Here is a 17,035-nt window from a genome sequence, read left to right as displayed (position 1 = left end):
ATATTTTTGTGAGCACGCCTCGGCCCCCTACCCACGCTAACCGCCAACACGCCAAAAGTTTGCATCGCAGAAACCTGCACAACCAACCCTACGACTTTGCCGCCTTAATTAACAGCCATCCGGCGTTGGCACCTTATGTGGCCGCCAACCAACACGGCAACCCTGCCATTAATTTTGCCGATGCCGCCGCCGTCAAAGCACTAAACGCCGCGCTGCTAAAGCATCATTATCATATCCAAGATTGGGATATTCCTGCCGCAGCCCTTTGCCCGCCGATTCCGGGGCGAGCCGATTACTTACACTACCTAGCTGAGCTATTAAATGTAGCGCCACCAACCTCTGTGCCGGCAACCGAGTCGAGCGACATAACGCTTTTAGACATAGGCACTGGGGCCAGTGGCATATACCCACTGCTGGCCAGCCAGCTGTACGGCTGGACGTGTGTCGCGACTGATATTAATACGCAATCGCTCGACAATGTTGCCGCCATCCTCGAGCACAACCCCACACTAAAGCGCCGCATTGCACTGCGCCCGCAAAGCGATAAAAACTGTATTTTTGCCAATATTATTTTGGCCGGAGAATTTTACGATCTCAGCGTCTGCAATCCGCCCTTTCATGCCTCGGCCGAAGAGGCCTTAAAAAGCAGCCTGCGCAAGCAAGAAAACCTAGCGCGCAACCGCGGCGAGCAAACGAGCAACCCCAGTGGCTTGAACTTTGGTGGCCAGGCCGCCGAGCTATGGTGCAAAGGTGGCGAGCGCTTATTTCTTAAAAAAATGGCCAAGGAAAGCCAAACCTTTGCCCATCAGTGCCGCTGGTTTAGCAGCTTGGTATCTAAAAGCGACAATATAAAACCTTTAATAAAATTATTGCGTAAACTCGGGGCGCTGGAGATAAAAGAAATTCCCATGACGCAGGGCAATAAAATCACGCGTGTGCTCGCCTGGCGGTTTATTGAATACTAGGCTCAAGCTTTGCGATATCGGCGCGATGCCGACGACGGTACTCAGACGGAGTCATTCCCACCAAGCGTTTAAAAAACCTCTGAAATGCCGATTGACTATTAAACCCGGCGGCCAGTGCGGTCTCTAAAATTGTCATCCCATAATCGGTTTCAAGTAAGCGCTTTACTTCCTCAACGCGATAATAATTAACAAACTCAAAAAAATTCTTATGATGATGTGAGTTAACAAGCGAAGAAAGCTCCCTAGGTTTGATGTTGCACAGCTCCGCAAAACGCTCTAAATTAATGTGTGGATCCAGATGCAGCTTGTCAATTGAAATCGCCCGAGCAATGCGCGCTAACTTTTTTTCGACTTGATTAATAGCATCGCCACGCTGTGAGCCTGCATCGGATAACATAAGCGCTTTTCGGCCACTAAACAACGCAAAAACAAATAACGCATTTATCAGCAATACGGTGACATAGTTACTGATTAGACCCATCATATCGTTGACTGTGCCACTCACATAACCCGACAACCAATAAGCGATAAAGACCCACAGCCAATGCAGAGTAAAGCCCCCCAGCAGCAACTCCGCCCAGCGCAACTCTAATAATGGCAAGCTGGCATAGTGCTGACGCAGCTGGCACCGCAACCGGTACTCGGCGGCACAACACAACACCGCATAGATTAAAGGCGAGCATTTAAACGCGGCCCAAATCAATAAAATAATTTGTTGTTTTGACTCGGGTAAGTGCTGCCAATTCCAAGGCAACCAATCGGCGACAGTAACGCCCATCAGGCCAATCAAACTTGCCCCCAACAGCGCTGGGGCTAGATGCAAAGCTACCCGCCACGATGTCAGCATTAAAGGCTGGGTAAACGAGGCCATGACCCCGTAAAGCAATGGCCCTTGCAGCAGCAGGCTAAAAGTCAACAAGGCGGGTATGCTTATAGAATCAGAAAAACGACCAATCTGTAGTGATCTATGCCAAATAATGAGTGTCGCGGCTAAAATGATCGCGACCAGAACAAGCAAGCCGGCCAACAACCAGTGAGACTGTAACCGGTACCGCGGAATAAGCAAAATACCACTAGCTAAAAACAACGCCTCCATCGCAGTAATAAATAAAACGACTTCGTGAATATTAAATAAAAACTGACTCATTATTTTTATAACCCGTAGGCGACTTAATGCCGGGCATCACTTTCTGCTTAACCACAACACTATCGATTATTATATGCCGATCATTTTTAACTGATAAAACCGCAGCGGTGGCAAGCCCGCGAGCGACAAACAATTTATGCCGACTTATTTTACCGCAAAATTATCATTTTAAGATAAGGGATCATTAACGTTAACACTGTTTATAACAATAGTAACCTGCTGCTCTCAAAAATGACGCTTAGCTCACTCGCCCTTTTTAATCCCGAGCGCGTAAGGAAGTGTTACCCCGCTTCACAATGTCGGCACAAGATCACAAAAAAAACACCCAAAATAAGCCATTTCATAAAGTGGGTAGCCTGTAGCTTAGCAATACTTATAAATAACTGGCGCATAAGCCAGCGCCCAACTGACTGGCTTGTGCTTTGTCAGAATGCCCACTGGCAAACAAGGAATGGATAATAATACTCTTAACCAAAGGTACGTCATTATGAAACCACGCTTAACTCAACGGCTACTATTACCTCTATCTATTGCCGCCTTATCATTATCAGCCAACATGGCAAATGCCGATGTGGCGCCAATTTCGACAAGCGGCAATCAGTTACTGTTTGGCGGCACAGCCGACAGCGTAGCCGGACCCAGCCTATTTTGGAGCAATAACGGCTGGGGCGGCGAAAAATTCTACACCGCCGGTGCGATTGCCACCGTTCGCCAAGATTGGAATGCTGAAATTATTCGGGCCGCCATGGGGGTCGATGACCCGGGCGGTTACTTAGACGATCCCGCCTCCAATCTCAGTCGAGTTCGCGCTGTTGTTGATGCTGCAATAGCCAACGACATGTACGTAATTATTGATTGGCACAGCCACCACGCCGAAGATCACCCTCAGGCCGCCGTGAGTTTTTTCCAGCAAATGGCCACTGAATACGGCCAGCACGACAACGTTATTTACGAAATTTATAACGAACCGCTTAGCGTCTCTTGGAGCAGTACGATTAAGCCCTATGCCGAGCAAGTTATTAGCGCCATCCGCGCCATCGACCCTGACAACTTAGTTGTGGTGGGCACCCCTACTTGGTCACAAGATGTTGACGCCGCTGCCAACGACCCAATCACCAACTACAGTAATATCGCCTATACCTTGCACTTTTACGCCGGTACTCACACACAATACTTACGTGATAAAGCCCAGTACGCCCTAGATATGGGGATTCCGTTATTTGTCACCGAATGGGGGACAGTAAATGCCAACGGCGATGGCAGCGTAGCCTATACCGAAACCAATACTTGGATGGATTTTTTACAGGCCAACAATATCAGCCATGCCAACTGGGCATTAAATGACAAGGTTGAGGGTGCATCTGCTTTAGTCAGTGGCGCCAGCGGTGCCGGTAACTGGGCCAACAACCAATACACGGCATCTGGAACTTTTGTGCGCGATATTGTCCGTGATTGGTCCGATGCGGGGCCTGTAGATCCAAACCCAACCTGTACCCGCATAAACTTACCGGGCAGCATCGAAGCTGAATCTTTCTGCACAATGGACGGTATTCAAACCCAAGCCACTAGCGACACCGGCGGCGGTATGAATGTGGGCTGGACCGACGCCGGCGACTGGTTAAGCTATAGCGTTAATATCCCCCAGGCGGCTCGCTACAAAGTCAGCTATCGGGTAGCCGGTGCTAACAATAGTGGCATGCTACAACTAGAGGCCGCGGGAGGGTACCCGAGCTACGGCAGCATCACTACCCCGGTTACCGGTGGTTGGCAAAACTGGCAAACCATCTCTCACGAGGTAGATTTACCCGCAGGCGATCAAGATTTAGCCGTGTCTGTAGTCAGCGGCGGCTGGAATCTTAACTGGCTTAAAATTGAACTGGCTGGGAGCGGCTCCTCGAGCAGTAGTTCTAGCAGCAGCTCTTCCTCCAGCAGCTCATCTAGCAGCTCATCATCCAGTAGTGCCTCAGGCTGCGATACCACCAACGCCACGCCAATGACCGGCAACACCATTGCCACTAGCCAAGGCCAGTGCATTCGCTATCAACATACTTGGGGGGATTTGCGTTTAGGCAGCTGGAGCGCCGCGGCTGGGACAACTTACGACATCATTGATTGCAACAACCAAGTCATTACTAATGTTGCCCAAATGCAAAACGGTTTTAGTATTGTAGCCACTGCAGATAATCACTGCACTCTTTATGTCTATGTTAAACAGGCGCCCAGTAACTTTAACTTGCAGTTAGGCAGTTGGTAACTCGACTGGCACGCTACTTTAAATCTTCAGCTCTCTAGATTTTCAATAGCATCACTGTCCAGCACTCTAGATTGGGCCTGATTTCAGGCCCTTTTTTTGCCGCTCAAGAAACTTACAGATTAGTTTTTTGCACTTTACAGGGGTTGCCATAAGCAACACTGTGGGCGGGAACACTTTTAGTCACCACACTCCCAGCGCCAATCGTTACCCCATCGCCAATGTTTACACCGGGTAAAATAATACAACCGCCGCCGATCCAAACATCGTTGCCAATGGTAATAGGCGCAGCAAAACCAACATGAGCATTGCGCTTATCTAAATCCAGCGGATGGCTTGCAGTATAGATTTGTACATTAGGCGCAATAAATACATTGTTGCCAATAGTCACTGGGCAGCAATCAAGCAGGACAAAATTAAAATTAATAAACACATTGCTGCCAATACGCGTGTTAACACCGTAATCAATCCGTATCGGCTTTTCGATGTGTACGTTATCGCCCACCACAGCAAATATCTGCTGCTGAAGTTCAGATTTTGCCACGCTATCACGAGCTTTTAGTGCGTTAAAATCATCCACTAAATCTCGGGTTTTAAACCGAGTTTCAGTCAGCTCAGGATCGTTAATCCAGTACTCTTGACCTGCGAGCATTTTATTTAACTCACTCATAACAACACCCGCCTTTAACTAAATTAAAATATATCGTCCAGTATCGCTTTGTACCGCTCAAGCGCCTCAAACTGTGGCATATGGCCAATACCGTCTAGCTCGTGCAAGGTGGCATTAGGAATTGTCTCGGCCGCTTGCTTACCTAACAAGTTGTATTGCCCTAACACCCGCTCCACACCGGGCTTTTTCCAGCCGCGGCCGGGGCCGGTGGTATCGCGCGTACCAATAATTAAATGGGTCGGCACCGATATATCTTTAAACTCATTGACTACCGCCCCGGTAAAAATCAAATCGTAGGTAAGCGCGTTATTCCAAGCCACCAAAGGCCAATCCGGGCCGTTCATCCAACCTTTGTGAATAACCGTTAAGGCCTCGTAAGCATCCGACCACTTGCCATCGTAGTAGTTTTTCTGTTGATAGGCGATCACGCCAGAGATGGTTTTATGCAACTCGCTTTGGTAAAAAAACTCAGGGTCTTTATATTCAACATACTGCAAATAATCCTCTAACCCTACAGGGTTAATGAGCACCAACTGTTCTGCATGCTCGGGGTAGCTCAACGCATAACGCGAGGCGAGCATGCCGCCCATAGAGTGTCCTATAACGCTCAAGCGCTTAATACCTAGCTTATCCGCTAGAGCACGGGTATTGGCTGCTAACGCTTCAAACGAAAACTGATAGTGCGCAGGCTTAGATGATTTGCCAAATCCAATTTGATCGGGCATTAACACGCCATAGCCTTTTTGTTGCAGCAACTCGGCGGTGCTTTGCCAGTAATCGGATGCAAAGTTTTTACCGTGCAGCAACAGTACCGTAGCTTTGCCCGGCTGGGCAGGTAAATGCATATAAGCCATAGTGAGCGCTTGGCGCTGTGAGTTAAAATTAAACTCACCCACAGGATACGGATAAGCGTATTCACTCAAACGTGCGTCAAAACTTACAACGTCCTCGGCCCGAGCAAAGCCAAAAAACAAACCTGCAAGTGTCACAGCCAAGATCACACACGATTTTAAACTCTTCATTTTGCCTCCACGTTTAGCGTAACCAAAAATAAAAACGGAGCCTAACTGCAGCTCCGTTTTTGTTTAGAATGTAACCGCCTACTTTTTCGGCTTCACAAACTTCAAGGTCATCCGATCACTCTCACCTATTTTTTGATACTTAGCTCGATCAATGTCACCCAAACGATAAGACGGTGGCAGCGTCCACACGCCTTTTTCATGATTCGCCGTGTCTTTTGGGTTGGCATTAATGTCGCTGCTGGCCACCAGCTCAAAGCCGGCTTGTTTGGCTATATTCTCAATCACACTTTGCTTCATATAACCGCTGGCATCTTGCTCTTTAATATCGCGATCTTCTGGCAGGCGATGATCCACCACCCCCAGTACGCCGCCGGGTTTAAGGCTGCGGTAAAACGCCGAGAAAGCCGCCAGCACACGCTTTTCGCCACCGCCATTCATGTACCAGTTGTGGGCATTACGAAAGGTTAACACCACATCAGCGCTGCCTTCAGGGGCAATATCATATTGCGCGGGAGGGTTAAAAACCGACAGCTTTACTTGATCATAACGCTCTGGGTGCTCGGCCATTTTTTTGCCAAACGCTTCCCGCGAGCGTTTAAAGTAGCCCACCTCACTGTTAGGATCAAAGTGCGCGGCATAATAGGTGCCCGAGTCACGCAAGTAGGCGGCTAGAATATCTGTGTACCAACCACCGCCGGGCCAAATCTCTACCACGGTCATATCGGGCTCAACACCAAAAAAGGTCAAGGTCTCAGCCGGATGCCGATGCTCATCGCGCACAGCCGCATCACTGCGGTAATCGGTGTGCAGTGCGAGGTTAAGCTTTTCGTTGTCGGTATCGTGCGCAACAGCTACGACGCTCAGCGCCAGCAACACAGATGCCGATAAGCATCGAACACTTGTTGGTATTAACATAAGCAACTCTCTTAGGGTTAGTTGTCGTTCAATCAGTATGATCTGCGGGTGTTTTTTGCAGCTCAAAAAAATTAATCGGTATTCGGTCTTCGTGTTTACAAATCGTAAAACCGGCCGCATTAAACAGTGCCGTTTTATCTTCTTTATGCCAAGGCGCAACAAAGGGCTCATAAACAAACCGAGCCAGCGTCTTAAAGTACAAATGACGCCAGCCGGCAGCGCTTAACAACGAACCCCAAGCAATAGGCAACAACTGCGCGGGTGATGGCTCGGCTATTAATAGCTTGCCCCCCGGAGCCAATACGCGATGAAACTCTGCCAGCGCCTGACGCACGTATTTAGGCGGCATTTCATGCAGTAAAAAACACAGCACAATCGCATCAAAACGCTGATCGGCAAAAGGCAAGTTCTCGGCCGGCGCCTGAACAAAACGAATCTCGGGGTAATCGGTTGCGGCGTGTTTTAGCAAATATGGCGATACATCTACGCCCCAGACATCAGCCACGCCGGCACGCTGTACCTCAAAGGCTAGAGTACCACCTGCGGTACCTACATCCAAAACAGCGCGGCAATTAGCCACCTGCGCCGCCATAGCTTGGCGAAAACGGCTCACCACCCCCAGCATAGAGACATCAAAGCCTTTAATGTAGCCCCTAGAAATACGGCTGGAGTAATTGCCATTGGGCAGGTTATGAAACTCTTGCAGCGCATACTTAGGAATGTTCGTAAACAACGCATCGGCACTATCAACCTGCACCCGTTGCGGGGGGCCCTTAATCGCGCGAAACAGCTGCCACCAACCGCTTGGACGCGAAAAGTTAATTTGGTCGGCCCAAGTCTGCGCCAGCTCAAGCTCAGCCCAATTGGGAACCTGCGGGTCTTGAATTCCATCGACATCCGATAAATCCCTGTTTTTTATACTCATATCCCGCTTATCTCTAACCAAATCTACAAATGCGCAGCATAAAAGGCCTCGGGGTAAAAATCCAGATATTCAACACCACCCAGGCCAACCGTCACTGTTTCTTTTACACACTTTTTGACCTATTCTTAGCGGCCATTAACTCAAGGACGTTTTATGAAAACAATAAAATACATCAGTATCGCTGCGCTTATGGCGCTACCTGTCACCAGCGCTCTAGCCGCCGACAAAGCTGTCTTTATCAGCGATGACATACCCTTTTCTAGTGATTTAGACGTGCGCAAAGAAATTCGTGACGAGTGCCAGCTGGGCACTAAAATGTCAGGCTTTTTACAAACCTACGTGGGTAAGCGCGGCTATACCGTCACCACCTACACCCAAGGCGAGGCCGCGCCCAAAGGCCTAGTGCTTAATGTCGAGATAGACAACGTCCAAGCCCCCGGCGGCGGCGCCTGGAGCGGCAGTAAATCTGTCGGCGCCTCTGGCACCCTAACCGATAACGGTAAAGAAATTGGCAGCTTTAGAGGCCAACGCACCACCTCGGGCGGCGCGTTTGGAGCATTTAAAGGCACCTGCTCATTTTTGGGCCGCGACGTGAAATCGCTTGCCGCCGATATCAGCAAGTGGATGGTCGACCCTAAACCCAACGCTCGCCTCGGCGAACTGCGTTAAGCCCCGCCGCAACACAGGCCGCCTACTGATAACTAGGTAGGCGGCCTTAGCTTTTACTCTAAGCCGCAATACCTTAAGGCTCCCCCGCACCACCTACATCACCTTATAAACTGACTTTTTGCGCCATTGTTAACACCACCCCACGCTGCATACGTATTCAAAAAAACTGCATACGTATACATCTTGGCCCCCTTCTTAAAGCTACCTATGTTGGTCGACAGTGCCACTTTAAAAAATAACAAGGTGCTGTTTATTTTTGCGACTAACACCAAAGTCACTCAGCCAGCATCCGGCACCGGCAGGCTCGCCTGTCCAACTCCTGAACACCCTAATATTAATAACCAGACTGGGAGTCACACATGAAAACTCGTTTAAAACGCTTCCCCCTAAAGCAGTTAATAGGCAGCGCCGCACTGCTGCTGGCGGCACAATCATCCCACGCAGGCACCGCATTTGTGCATTTATTTGAATGGAGCTGGAACGACATCGCCAATGAGTGCGAAACCTTTTTAGGCCCCAAAGGCTTTGACGCCGTGCAAATATCCCCGCCAACAGAGCACGCCAAGGGCCAGCAGTGGTGGACACGCTACCAACCTATCACCTACCAAAACCTCACCAGCCGCAGTGGCACCGAGGCCGAACTGCAAAGCATGATCAACCGCTGCCACAACGCCGGCGTTAAAATTTATGCTGATATTGTTGTCAACCAGATGGCCAATCATTTAGTCGAGGGCAACTACGGTGTCGGCGGTACTTGGTGGGCACCGCGAGATTATCCCGAATTTAGTACGCAAGACTTTCACCCCGGCTGCGCCACCAACTACAACGATGCAAACTCTGTGTGGAGCTGCGACCTAAGCGGCATGCCCGATTTAGATCACAGCCAAGCCTACGTGCGCGACACCATTGCCAACTACTTAACGCGCTTAAGCAATATGGGGGTTGACGGTTTTCGTATTGATGCCGCGAAACACATGCCGCCATCGGACATTAACGGCTTTTTACAAGCGGCCGGAAACCCCTGGGTATTTTTAGAAGTAATTGGCGCCGGTGGTGAAGCCCCCGAGATTCAGCCTTCCAACTACACTTATTTAGGTGCCGTTACCGAGTTTGGTTACGGCCCGGCACTGGCGGGCAACTTTAACGGCCAAATTAAACACCTGTTAGACCTTGGCCCCAACTGGGGCATGCTGGCCTCATCCGACGCCTTAGTGTTTGTCGATAACCACGACCGCGAGCGCGGCCACGGTGGCGGCGGCAATTTATTTTACAAAGATGGCGCTAAGTACAATTTGGCCAACGTCTTTATGCTCGCCTACCCGTACGGCTACCCCAAAGTCATGTCCGGTTACGAGTTTGATCACACCACCCTTGCCGGCACCGACATGGGCCCACCGGCGCCCGGCGGGTGCGATGCCAACGGCTGGGTATGCCAACACCGCTGGGGCAATATCGCCAACATGGTCGGTTTTAGAAACCACACCGTCGATGCTTGGAGCGTCGACAACAAAGTGGTAATCAATGACAACGCCATTGCTTTTGGTCGCGGCGACAAAGGCTTTGTGGTAATCAACAACGGTAGCTCTAGCGTTAACCAAAGCTTGTACACCGGTATGCCCGCTGGCGACTACTGCGATATTTTGCGTGCCGACGACGAGTGCAGCGGCGTTATTATTAGCGTTGATAGCAATGGCTTTGCCTCGTTTAACGTGGGCCCTCACGCCGCCTCAGCAATTCACGGCGGTGCCATTGCAGGGGTGAGCAACCAACCGCCTGTTGCGGTGATTAACGGCGCGCCCAACACGATAGATACCGGCAGCCAAGTCACCTTAGATGGCAGCAACTCTTACGACAGCGACGGCAGCATTGTCAGCTATTTATGGAGCACCGGTGCCACCACCTCAAGCATTAGCCCAACCCTTAACAACCCCGGCAATGCGACGTTTAGCTTAACCGTTACCGATGACCAAGGCGCCAGCCACAGCAGCCAAGTCAGTATTCAAGTGGGCGGAGCCGAGCTGGTGAGCAACTTTGATGCCCTGTACTTTCGCGGCACCGCCAACGCTTGGGCCGCCAGCCCCATGAGCTTAGTCGACAACCACACCTGGCAATTAGACGTGCAGTTTGATGGCCAAGCGAATCAGCGGTTTAAATTTGACCTAGCCGGTGACTGGAGCCAAAACTACGGCGACAACACAAGCCCCGACGGTGTGCTGGACAGCAGCGGTGATGACATAACCACCAATGTCATAGGCCAATACCGAGTACAAGTGAACGATGCCGATTTAAGCTACAGCATCAGCTCACTGGCCACTGGTTTTAGCAGCAACTGGAACCGTGTGTACCTGCGCGGCACGTTTAACAACTGGACCTGTACGCCCCTAAGCTTAACCGCCGACAACACCTGGAGCGCAGATATCACCCTAGACGGCAGTGCCAACCAACGCTATAAGTTTGACCGCGAGTGCGACTGGAGCAGTAACTATGGTGACACCGACAACAACGGCACCTTAGAGCCGAGCGGCGCCGATATTATCGACAACCGCAGCGGTAGCGTGGCGGTCACCCTCAACGATGCCACCCTCGCCTACAGCGTCAGCGGCGGCAACGGCGCCAATAACTATGCAGCTAACTGGAGCACCCTGTACGTGCGTGGCACTTTTAACAATTGGAGCTGCGACGCCCTGACACTTACCGCCGACAACACCTGGCGCACCACCGTAACCTTAGATGGCAGCGCCAACCAGCGCTATAAGTTTGACCGCGAGTGCGACTGGAGCAGCAACTATGGCGACAACAACGCAGACGGCGTATTGGACAGCAGCGGTAACGACATTAGCGATACTCGCAGCGGCACCATTACCCTAGAGGTAAACGACAACAATCTGCACTACAGTGCGCTGTAATATTTAAAGGTAAATCGTAGCGCTAACATAAAAACGGCCGGCAACCCCGGCCGTTTTTATGGCCCCAACTGACAACCGTAAATCCTTAAGCCACTACACCTTAGCCTGCGAGCGCAGGTAATCCTCATGGCTGGGCAATGAATTTAACGCACGATCATACAGCGTGTCTAAATCGCGCATAAAACCAGCCAACTGTTGCGCGCTTAAACCATCGGCAAGGGTATGGTAACTCTCGGGCATTATCCCCTGCCCCAACATCACCTGTTGCCAAGCCGGCTCGGTAAACAACTCATTGGGCTCTATAAACAATCGGCCACTGGCTTTAAATAAAGCCACCCGCTGGGTTATCCGCTCGGGCACCGCCATCGTTTGGCAAGCTTGCCAAAAGGGCTCGCTGCGGCCATTTAAGTGGTAGTGCAAAATAATAAAATCTCGCACAGATTCAAACTCCGTCTGCGCTTGGCGGTTAAACTCCTGCACATCGCGCGCGTTAATCGTCTGCCGCGGAAACAACTTAACCAAGCGGGTAATAGCGCTTTGCACTAAGTGTAAACTGGTGGATTCTAGCGGTTCTAAAAAGCCGCTGGCCAACCCCAGTGCGACACAGTTTTTATGCCACTGTTGCCGCCGGCGCCCCACCTTAAAACGAATCAGTTTAGCCTCGCCCAGCGCAGGGCCGGTTAGCTGTTGCTGCAATAGCACTAAGGCTTGATCATCGCTGAGGCTGTCGGCGCTATAAACAATGCCATTACCGGTGCGGTGCTGCAGCGGTATTTGCCAACACCAACCGCCAGCATTAGCACTCGACCGGGTAAAAGGTTGCACCTTAGCCAAACGTTCACTGGGCAATGCAATGGCGCGATCGCACGGCAACCACTGGCGATAATCATCAAACCCCACCCCTAACGCATCGCCCAACAACAGCGAGCGAGCACCGCTGCAATCAATAAAAAAATCGCCCGTTAACGTTGCGCCATCGGCCAATTGCAACGCCTGTATATGGCCGTTGTCTGGATCGAGTAATACCTGCTCTATAACACGATCAACATGCCTAACCCCTGCGGCCAAACAATAACCTTGCAGCAATTTGGCATAGCGGCCCGCATCAAAATGGTAGGCGTAATGCAGCCCATCCAAGGGCGTGTTGGCAATATGTGATAACGGCGCAAACTTGCCGGCCCGAGCAGCGCGGGCGTTAAGCGAGTAGTGCCAAAAATCTTCCGCCAGCCCCTCGGCCCGGGCGCGGTGCCAATAGTGATGAAAGCTGGCAAAACCCTGGTCGCGGCCAATGCTGCCAAAGGCGTGTAAGTAGTTGCTGTGCGGCCCGTTCCAATGATTAAACTCAATGCCCAGTTTAATGGTGCCACCGGTTGCGCGTAAAAACTCCGCCTCATCAATACCCAACACTTGGTTAAAGGTCCGAATCGGTGGGATCGTCGCCTCGCCCACCCCCACCGTGGCAATTTCGCTCGACTCTACCAAAGTGATATTAAGCTGCGGCCCCAACAACTTAACCAGCATCGCCGCCGCCATCCAGCCGGCACTACCGCCGCCGGCAATCACAAGATCTAATTTGCTCACGTTGCTCACTCCAGCATTATTGTATTTATTATCACAGCCCATAAAAAAGCCCCTGTTACCAAAGGGTAGCAGGGGCTAAGCAATAGCGGCCAGCTTTTACAAGAGGCCTAACATAAAGCGAGGAGAGCTTTAAAACTTGTAGTTAACACCCAGCATATAGTTAGCACCAAAATGCTGGTATTTGTTCACTTGACGCGGATCATCTTCAGCCGCCGAGATAGTCTCTTCGTCGGTTAAGTTTTGACCCTGCAAGGTGATGCTCAAACCATCCAATGACTCGATACCGGCGGCACCAAAATCAAAACCAATTTGCGCATCAATCAACTCAGCACCTTGGTCGGCGGTTGGCGTTAACGCCAAGCTGGTGCCGTAAAACTCAGTTAGGTACTGGTCGCGTTTGCGGCCGCTAATGCGAATTTCAAAACCGTTTTTCTCGTAGAACGCGGTCAGCTGATAAATCTCATCCGACAAGCCCGGAATATCCGATTCCACACCTTCGTACTCAACCTGACCATCCAAGAAAGTCGCGCTGGCAATGATGCCAAAACCATCCAACCAATCGCTAAAGATATGGAACGGCAAGCTACCTTGCAGCTCTGTGCCTTTAACATAACCGTCACCGGCCTCTACCATAGAATCGGTAAAACCTTGGGTCGATGCTAACGCGGCAATATCTTTATCGTGGTAACCGGGCACTATGTAGGCGCTAAAGTCCGTTAAGGCGCTAGTGCTTAAATGCCAGTTTTGCAGATCTTTATAAAAGTACGCTGCGGCAATATAACCGTCGTCAGCAAAGTAGTACTCGTAAGATAAATCGGCCTGAACCGCCTCAATAGGCTGCAAACCTGGGTTGCCCGACGAACCACTCCAAGCACTAAACTCAGGGTCGTCACTAACGCGGCGAGCCGCATCAAAGTTAAAGCCAATGGTGTTGTTGGGCTTCATGTCGTCCATACGGGCACGAGACATGGTTTTAGCCGCGGCAAAACGCAACACTTGGTTTTCACTCAGTTGGAAATTAGTGTTTAAGCTTGGCAACACTTTAGTGTAATCCGCACCGCCTGTTACTGGAGTCGCAACCACAGTGCCGTCAGCGCCGGTGTAAGTATCAAAACCGGTTGAGCTTTGATCGCTGCTGACCACTTGAATACCTACATTACCGCTCATAATGCCGGCGCTAAAGTTAGCCAAACCGTAAGCAGTAAACACTTCTTCATTGACACTATAAGTATCACCTAAGCGCGCGGTTTCGGCCTGAGTGGCGTCAATCTCGCGGTACAGACCATCGCGGTACATACCAATACCGTCGTAGGCAAGCATGCTGCCCAAGCCGACAAAGTCTAGGTTAGCGCTGCCTTCAATGTATTTCTCAGGTACGGCAATAGCGGTTTGCTGATCGGCCGGTAGTGAGTCGTCATAACCCGGTGCCACCAAAAAGGCGCCGTAGTTTACTTTAGATTTTGTGCGGTCAGAATAAGCCACACCCACTTCAACACTGTCGATGATCGAAATATCAAGATCGCCTTTGGCGCTTAAGCGCAAAGTGTCTAGCTCTTCTTCAAACGATGGGTTGTTAACAAAACCGTCTTGCGCGTTACTGTTGCCACCAACCAGCGGGGCTATCGCACCACCCCACGCTTGTGGGCCGGCCAAACGAATAACATTAGGATCGGTGTAATCGGGCATAACAATAGTGGGGTGCGCGCTATATTGCACACCCGTGGTTGGATCCATCACCCAAGTACGAGCCGCAGCGCTGCCCTGAGTTGGGGTTTGCGCGCGGCCAACACCCGAGTAGCTTTCCATGTTGATCAAGTCTTTGGTCGACTCGCTATGGGCGGCGTCAAAGGTCAACATCCAAGCATCATTCAGCATGTACTCAACATTAAAGCCAAAAGTCGACAAGTCGCCGTCTTTTACTTCGCCATCGTTACGAATCACACTGTGAAAGCCGTCAAACTGACCAGAGGTAACCAAGCCATCTTCAATTGAAGTCGCGTTCCAGTTAGCGCCGCCCCATACTGGGCCGCCCTCTTCCAAACCACGGAACACTTTAGACTCTTCAAAATCGATATAAAGCGCATCAACCGTCAAGGTTAAACGATCATTAGGTGCGTACTGACCAACCGCCGAAATAGTATCGCGTTTCATCAACGCCGAGCGCACAAAAGTATCGTGGCCACCCAACACTTTAGAGCCATCGGGCGCATCGGCATAACCCCACGCACGCACCTGCTCTTCTTGGCTGGGAGACTCCATAGTCGCCACAGTAACCGCTAAACCTAAAGTGTTATCGGCAAAGTTATCAGAATAAGTTAACGCCAAACGGTGACCGGTATCATCGTAGTCAGGGTTGCCCGACTCCAAGTCGTTCATCTCGTAACTGCCGTTAAAGCTAATAATACGATCGCTATCTAGCGGGCGACGGGTGCGCAAATCAACAATACCGCCCAGGCCTTGGTTAACTAGGCTGGCATCGGGAGTTTTGTACACCACCGCACCGGATACGATCTCGGAGGGGTACAAATCGTACTCAACCCCACGGTTGTCACCAATGCCCAACAGCTCGCGGCCGTTCATGGTGGTAGCTACATAGTTTTCATTAAAGCCACGTACCGAAATACCGCTGGTGCGGCCATCGCGACGCTCACCGGCTAAGCCGGGCAAGCGAGCCAAAGACTCAGCAATACTGGTATCAGGTAATTTACCAATGTCTTCCGGCGAGATCGCCTCAACAATTGAACTGGAGTTTTCTTTAATCGCCATCGAGTTAATCAAACTGGCGCGAATACCAGTAACCACAACTTCTTCAAGCATGCCAGACTCGACATTATCTTGAGCAAAAGCAGTCGGAGCAAAACCTGCAATAACGCAGCTAATGGCCGAAGGTAGCAACAACCTTTTAACTTGTTTCATGATGCAATCCTGTATTGGTCTATTATTATCAATTTCAGCACCACCGACATAACCAGCGCGCCAGTGGCTGACAAACCCAGCATTAGGGTGCTGGTGGCTTGTCATGAACCTGTTACTGAGATTAGAGCCACCACCCACCCCACGCAATTGCTTGCATACGTATTCAAAAGCCTGAAATGGCGATAAAACTTATGAATACGTATGTAATTTTTGCAACACCACCCTGACCCACACACCAAAATCAAAAATGACCGTTAATAGAATCCAATTGCACCAAACCAATAGCAGGCCAGCGTGAGCAAAAATCAAGCAACCCCAATCAACCCACACCAACCGGATTGCCGATAGCCGTACCGCGCTCGCAGCGGAATCAAACCGCCCCCTAAAAAACCACCTTAAAAGGCAACCACACCGCCTGCCGGAGCAACCCCCAACGCCGTCCAGCACTTAAGTGAAATTAAGCCCTAAGCATCGTCCGCCCCCTTGTACTTACAGCCCGTGAGCCCTACAATGGCCGGCTGTTGGGAACCAAGCTATTACTCGCTTGTCCCAATGTACGGCTAAGTTAACAAGCCACACCCAGTTTTGGGGGCGACTTGGATTCGACGCCGGTGGCAAAACTCAAGGTGCATGCCGTGATGGTAGCCAATCACGTTAATCCCAAGCTGCAAACTATTAGTTGCCAATGACGACAACTACGGTGCCCAACTAGCCGCGTAAGCGGTTATGAAGCACTTCTAACGGTACGCCGTTAGCGGTCTATGACAAGGTGCCAGTACCGCGTTACAGACTGTCATATAGAACTGGATAGCTGTGTTGTTATGATCGTGGCAACATTGCAAAACTAAAGCGAACTCGCTCGCTGCACCCTGCCCGTTGGGTCGCAGATGAGTTAAATCAATTAACGGAAACTAAGCATGTAGAGCCGCGAGCGGAGTGCCGGCGGACGGGGGTTCAACTCCCCCCGCCTCCACCAAACAAACAAGGTCACCCAACTGGGTGGCCTTTTTTGTTTGTGGGGCGCGTAGAGAGTGTCCCCCGTAGGGGGTTTGACGTGCAGGGATGCAC

General features: G+C 50.8%; 11 protein-coding genes and 1 other RNA gene. 5 read left to right on the top strand and 7 right to left on the bottom strand.

The genetic code is table 11. From position 1 onward, the window contains the following. Positions 1 to 8: 8 nt before the first annotated feature. On the top strand, positions 9 to 965 hold the full coding sequence (rlmF, locus tag GILYN3_RS01680) for a 23S rRNA (adenine(1618)-N(6))-methyltransferase RlmF (RefSeq protein ID WP_049721243.1): 957 nt from the start codon (positions 9 to 11) through the stop codon (positions 963 to 965). Here the strand turns inward: rlmF and GILYN3_RS01675 are convergent. Further along, complete coding sequence (locus GILYN3_RS01675; RefSeq protein WP_049721242.1) at positions 952 to 2,112, bottom strand: AraC family transcriptional regulator; 1,161 nt, start codon at positions 2,110 to 2,112, stop codon at positions 952 to 954. The two genes, rlmF and GILYN3_RS01675, sit on opposite strands and share 14 nt — an antisense overlap. A gap of 487 nt (positions 2,113 to 2,599) precedes the next feature. On the opposite strand from GILYN3_RS01675, the gene GILYN3_RS01670 reads away from it, so the two are divergent. Continuing rightward, entirely contained in the window at positions 2,600 to 4,366 is a 1,767-nt protein-coding gene (locus tag GILYN3_RS01670; RefSeq protein WP_049721241.1) for a cellulase family glycosylhydrolase, read from the top strand. A gap of 112 nt (positions 4,367 to 4,478) precedes the next feature. Here the strand turns inward: GILYN3_RS01670 and GILYN3_RS16970 are convergent, their stop codons facing one another. From GILYN3_RS16970 to GILYN3_RS01650, 4 genes are all read right to left on the bottom strand, one after another. Continuing rightward, positions 4,479 to 5,033, bottom strand: coding sequence for a sugar O-acetyltransferase (locus tag GILYN3_RS16970; protein ID WP_049721240.1), 555 nt, complete (start codon positions 5,031 to 5,033; stop codon positions 4,479 to 4,481). A 23-nt stretch (positions 5,034 to 5,056) separates the two neighbouring features. After that, positions 5,057 to 6,055, bottom strand: a complete 999-nt coding sequence (locus GILYN3_RS01660; RefSeq protein ID WP_049721239.1) for an alpha/beta fold hydrolase — start codon at positions 6,053 to 6,055, stop codon at positions 5,057 to 5,059. A gap of 78 nt (positions 6,056 to 6,133) precedes the next feature. Then, positions 6,134 to 6,970, bottom strand: coding sequence for a class I SAM-dependent methyltransferase (locus GILYN3_RS01655; RefSeq protein WP_049721238.1), 837 nt, complete (start codon positions 6,968 to 6,970; stop codon positions 6,134 to 6,136). A 28-nt stretch (positions 6,971 to 6,998) separates the two neighbouring features. Next, positions 6,999 to 7,895, bottom strand: a complete 897-nt coding sequence (locus GILYN3_RS01650) for a class I SAM-dependent methyltransferase (RefSeq protein ID WP_049721237.1) — start codon at positions 7,893 to 7,895, stop codon at positions 6,999 to 7,001. A gap of 153 nt (positions 7,896 to 8,048) precedes the next feature. Here GILYN3_RS01650 and GILYN3_RS01645 point away from each other — a divergent pair, with 153 nt between their 5' ends. Further along, positions 8,049 to 8,564, top strand: a complete 516-nt coding sequence (locus GILYN3_RS01645) for a hypothetical protein (protein ID WP_049721236.1) — start codon at positions 8,049 to 8,051, stop codon at positions 8,562 to 8,564. A 359-nt stretch (positions 8,565 to 8,923) separates the two neighbouring features. Next, entirely contained in the window at positions 8,924 to 11,470 is a 2,547-nt protein-coding gene (locus GILYN3_RS01635; protein WP_084005018.1) for an alpha amylase C-terminal domain-containing protein, read from the top strand. A 93-nt stretch (positions 11,471 to 11,563) separates the two neighbouring features. Here the strand turns inward: GILYN3_RS01635 and GILYN3_RS01630 are convergent, their stop codons facing one another. Together GILYN3_RS01630 and GILYN3_RS01625 are read right to left on the bottom strand one after the other, a co-directional pair. Next, a complete protein-coding gene (locus tag GILYN3_RS01630; RefSeq protein WP_049722511.1) occupies positions 11,564 to 13,051 on the bottom strand; it encodes a tryptophan halogenase family protein in 1,488 nt (495 codons plus the stop codon). A gap of 129 nt (positions 13,052 to 13,180) precedes the next feature. Further along, positions 13,181 to 15,967: a TonB-dependent receptor gene (locus GILYN3_RS01625; RefSeq protein WP_049721234.1), complete on the bottom strand. Its 2,787-nt coding sequence runs from the start codon at positions 15,965 to 15,967 to the stop codon at positions 13,181 to 13,183. A 587-nt stretch (positions 15,968 to 16,554) separates the two neighbouring features. Between GILYN3_RS01625 and ssrA the strand changes: the two genes are divergently transcribed. Next, positions 16,555 to 16,943: a transfer-messenger RNA gene (gene ssrA / locus GILYN3_RS16420) on the top strand. The last annotated feature ends 92 nt before the right edge of the window (positions 16,944 to 17,035 follow it).

Origin of the sequence: Gilvimarinus polysaccharolyticus, assembly GCF_001187555.1 — a bacterium.
Taxonomy (GTDB): Bacteria; Pseudomonadota; Gammaproteobacteria; order Pseudomonadales; family Cellvibrionaceae; genus Gilvimarinus; species Gilvimarinus polysaccharolyticus.
This window is presented reverse-complemented; position numbering and strand designations above follow the sequence as displayed.